Origin of the sequence: Fulvivirga aurantia (genome assembly GCF_009711475.1) — a bacterium.
GTDB lineage: Bacteria > Bacteroidota > Bacteroidia > Cytophagales > Cyclobacteriaceae > Fulvivirga > Fulvivirga aurantia.
In genome coordinates this window covers 1-4,554 of the sequence record NZ_SMMD01000605.1, presented here as the reverse complement: position 1 = coordinate 4,554, position 4,554 = coordinate 1, and the positions used below count along the sequence as shown (strand labels likewise).

At 38.0% G+C, this 4,554-nt stretch carries 3 protein-coding genes; 1 reads left to right on the top strand and 2 read right to left on the bottom strand.

Going from position 1 to position 4,554, the window contains the following annotated elements:
- The first annotated feature begins 200 nt into the window (after window positions 1-200).
- Window positions 201-3,569 carry a transcription-repair coupling factor gene (gene mfd / locus E1176_RS05520; protein WP_155209570.1) on the top strand — a complete coding sequence of 1,123 codons (3,369 nt, stop codon included), beginning with the start codon at window positions 201-203 and terminating at the stop codon, window positions 3,567-3,569.
- Here mfd and E1176_RS05515 read toward each other — a convergent pair.
- Both E1176_RS05515 and E1176_RS05510 read right to left on the bottom strand, forming a co-directional pair.
- Window positions 3,558-3,809, bottom strand: coding sequence for a hypothetical protein (locus E1176_RS05515; RefSeq protein ID WP_155209569.1), 252 nt, complete (start codon window positions 3,807-3,809; stop codon window positions 3,558-3,560). The genes mfd and E1176_RS05515 overlap by 12 nt on opposite strands.
- A 136-nt stretch (window positions 3,810-3,945) precedes the next feature.
- Window positions 3,946-4,554: LytR/AlgR family response regulator transcription factor (locus E1176_RS05510; protein WP_155209568.1), on the bottom strand; the 609-nt coding region annotated here is incomplete at its 5' end.

Here is a 4,554-nt window from a genome sequence, read left to right as displayed (position 1 = left end):
TATGAGTAAAGGCAGTCATTCGATTGATTGTTCTTGATAATTCCTGATGCTAGATAATATCCTCCTAGGCTACAAGTATATTAAGCTTTGAATCTGTCAAAACATTGAACTGACCGCTGTGTTTTCTTCACAGGGGTTTTCTTTTAATAGTGCCTCTGTTACAATCAAATGGCTAACTTTGCAGCCCAACTTGCAGTTTATTGGAAACGAGAGAACTTTTACAACTATACAAGGCCGACAGCATCGTACAAACGATAGCTGAAGTCAATAAAGCTAACGAAGACAGGACTATACAAATCAAAGGCCTTTCCGGCAGTATAGATGCCTTGCTTGTCGCAGCTTTATATCAAATCAATCATCAAAATCACCTTATCGTCCTGCACGATAAGGAAGAGGCGGCTTACTTTCATAACGACCTTCAAAATTTATTAGGTAGTAAAGAAATTTTGTTTTTCCCTACTTCCTACAAAAGGCCCTATGAATTTGAAGAAACCGAAAACGCCAATGTATTAATGCGTGCGGAGATTCTAAACCGCGTTAACCATAAGGCGTCTTCCGGTGAGTTAATAGTGACCTACCCTGAAGCACTTACTGAAAAAGTAATTAACAAAAAGTCACTTACTAAAAATACATTTTCTGCTAAAGTTGGTGAGCAGGTTGATGTGCAGTTTTTAGCTGAGTTGTTGCAAAGTTATGATTTCGAAAAAGCAGATTTTGTCTATGAAGCTGGTCAGTTTGCTGTAAGAGGGGGAATAATCGATGTTTTTTCATATGCGCATGATTTACCTTACAGAATCGAATTGTTTGGAAACGAGATTGATAGCATAAGAACCTTTGATCCCAACTCCCAGCTTTCTGTTGATAGCGTAAAAGAAATCAACCTTATTCCTAATGTACAAACCAAGCTGATCCATGAAGATCGGCAAGGGTTTTTAGATTTTCTACCTAACAACACCAAAGTATGGTTTAAGGACTATCAACAGACCCTTGATGTAATAGATAAATACTTTGAGAAAGCGCAAGAAAGCTTTGATACGGTTTTAAAAGAAAGTGGTAACACCAAAATAGTGCTTAGCCCTGAGGATTTATTTGAAGTCTCTAAAACCTTTATCAAACAGGCCACTGATTTACAAAAAGTTGAGTTTGGTAACAGGTTTTATCTAAAAACGGATCACACATTTCAGTTTGATTCAGAGCCACAACCTTCATTTAACAAAAACTTTGAGCTACTGGTACAAAATGTGTCAGAAAATCGAGATAAGGATTTAGTAACACTTATCTCATCAGAGTCTCAAAAGCAACTTGAGCGATTGCATAGTATTTTCGAAGAAGTGGATCCTCACACGCGCTTTCAAGGCATAAATATTAGTTTGAGAGCTGGTTTTATAGATAAAACTTTAAAGATCGCTTGTTACACCGATCACCAACTTTTTGAGCGATTTCATAGATATAAAACCAAAGACAAGCACTCTAAGTCTAAAGCCCTTACTTTAAAAGAACTACGAACCCTGCAGCCAGGAGATTTTGTAACTCATATTGATTATGGAATAGGAAAATTTGCTGGGTTAGAAAAGCGAGAAGTAAACGGCCGGGAACAAGAAGCCATCAGGCTTATTTATAGAGATGACGACTTACTCTATGTAAGTATTCATTCTATTCATAAAATATCTAAATACACAGGCAAAGAAGGGACACCTCCTTCTATCAGTAAAATAGGTTCTCCTGAGTGGGAAAATAAGAAAAAGAGTGTTAAGAAAAAGGTGGCTGACATAGCCAAAGACCTTATTAACTTATACGCTAAAAGAAAACAAGCGCCTGGTTATGCTTTTACTAAAGATAGCTTTCTACAGGCGGAATTAGAATCTTCCTTCGTCTATGAAGACACACCAGATCAGGCTTCTGCCACAGAAGCTGTAAAAGAAGATATGGAACAGCAGCACCCTATGGACCGACTGGTTTGTGGTGATGTAGGTTTTGGAAAAACAGAAGTGGCTATTCGCGCTGCATTCAAAGCAGTAACTGACAATAAGCAGGTAGCTGTGCTCGTACCAACTACAATATTGGCTATGCAGCACTACCGTACATTTAAAGAGCGATTGTCAAATTTTCCTGTAGAAGTAGAATATATCAACCGTTTCAAAACCACCAAGCAAATACGAGATACACTCAAGAGAGTAAAAGAAGGAAAAACTGATATACTCATTGGAACTCACAGAATTGTGGGTAAGGATGTGGATTTTACAGATCTCGGTCTGATGATCATTGATGAAGAGCAAAAGTTTGGTGTAAAAGTAAAGGAAAAACTGAAAGAGCTGCGAGTAAATGTTGATGCGCTTACACTTACAGCTACACCTATTCCACGTACGCTGCATTTTTCTCTGATGGGTGCTCGAGATTTAAGCATAATCTCAACACCACCACCAAACAGACAGCCTGTTACTACAGAGTTGCATACTTTCAATGAAGAAATTATGCGAGACGCAATAAGTTTTGAGCTAAGGAGAGGTGGCCAGGTGTTCTTTGTACATAATCGTGTGAAAGACATAGATAGCATTGCCAATATAATTCTGAAGCTTGTGCCTGATGCACGCGTTGGTGTTGCACACGGCCAAATGGATGGTGCAGTACTGGAAAAGTCTATGTTAAAGTTTATTGAAGGGGAGTATGATGTGCTGGTTTCGACAAATATTATCGAATCTGGCCTCGATATACCAAATGCCAATACCATAATTATCAACTCTGCACACATGTTTGGTCTTTCCGACTTACACCAAATGCGCGGTAGAGTAGGTAGAAGTAATAAAAAGGCATTTTGTTATTTATTGACACCTCCAACCATTGGCCTCTCTTCTGACGCGAGAAAAAGACTTAGCACATTAGAAGAATTTTCCGATTTGGGTGATGGTTTTAAAGTCGCCATGCGGGATCTCGATATAAGAGGAGCTGGAAATCTTCTGGGGGCGGAGCAAAGTGGTTTTATTTCAGACCTCGGCTTTGATATGTACCACAAGATATTAGATGAAGCTGTACAAGAGCTAAAACAAACCGAATTTAAAGACCTTTTTGTCAAAGAACTCTCCGAAACTACTAAAGTACTCGTGCAGGATTGTAATGTAGAAACTGATCTAGAGGTACTGATCCCTGACGATTATGTAGGCAATATTTCAGAGAGATTAAATTTATATTCTAAGCTAGACAACCTTAAGACCGAAGAAAAACTCGAAAAGTTTACATCAAGTATGGTTGACAGGTTTGGCCCACTTCCAGACTCTGTGAAAGAATTAATAGAAACTGTAAGGTTACGCTGGTTAGCAGAAGAACTGGGCTTTGAAAAAGTCAGCCTTAAGAATGAAAAAATGAAATGCTATTTCGTATCATCCGATAATGAAGAGTATTTCAAATCGGAAATTTTTGGAAGTATTCTGGGCTACGTGCAGACCAGGCCCAAAAAATGCAGATTAAAGGATCTGAAGAATAAGCTATTACTTGTAGTCGATGAGGTACTTTCGGTAAATGAGGCCAAAAGTATCCTCAATCAAATACTGCAAAAAGAAACTCTAAACGCTTAGAACCTCTATATTGATTTGCTCAAGATAAGGCTCCAACATATCGCTGTCTAAAAAAGCATTTATGTTTTCAACTCTGCCCTCGTAAGGTACATAGCATACCTCTACAAAAAAGTCTCCCATATGATAGAGGTAAAACTTCTTGTCTAGCTCAATTCTATAGACAAGATAATCTGCAAAAACAGTGATGAAATCACATTGCTTGTTGAAAGGAAGTACTTGGAAGTCGTCTATTGCTATCATAATGCCAACGTTTAATTTCTTCAACTATTGGCAAAACCATACCAAATGGCAAAACAGCCTTTTTTGGGCATTTATAGCACAAAAACTTACATATGTAGTACATAAAAGAGAGACTGTATCCCAAAATGGGAACAGATTAGAAGCTCATGAGCTCTTTAAAGCGTTGTGTTTGTCTGCGAGACACATCTACTTCATGTCCGCCTTTCATGTATATTTTAATGCTTCCGCTAAACCAGGGCTCTATTCTTTCTACCCATTTGAGGTTTATCATTTGTTGGCGATTGGCTCTAAAAAAAGTTTTAGTATCTAAGCGGCTTTCCAGATAGTTGAGCGTACGCGGAATCATAGGCTTATTATCCTCAAAGTATAATTTGGTATAATTACCATCAACTTCAAACATTCTTACATTAGCCAGCTGCACAAACCAGCATTTGTCACCATCTTTAACAAAAACCTGATCTTCTTCCGTCATTTTATCTTCAGAAGACTGCGCTTTACTTTCTTGTTTTTCAGTAACCTTATTGATTGCACCGACTAACCTGTCCATTTGCACAGGTTTTTGAACATAATCAAGCGCATTATATTCAAAAGCTTTTAAGGCATACTCATCGTATGCTGTTGTAAATATTACATCAGGTATAAATTCTAGATCTTCCAGAAGCTCAAAGCCATTTTTACCCGGCATTTGTATATCTAAGAAAACAAGGTCAGGCTTATCTGCCTCGATTTTCTCTTTGGCCTCCAT

Excerpts from the sequence above, each read along its gene's own strand:
- E1176_RS05515 (WP_155209569.1), bottom strand. The coding sequence starts at position 3,809 with ATGATAGCAATAGACGACTTCCAAGTACTTCCTTTCAACAAGCAATGT.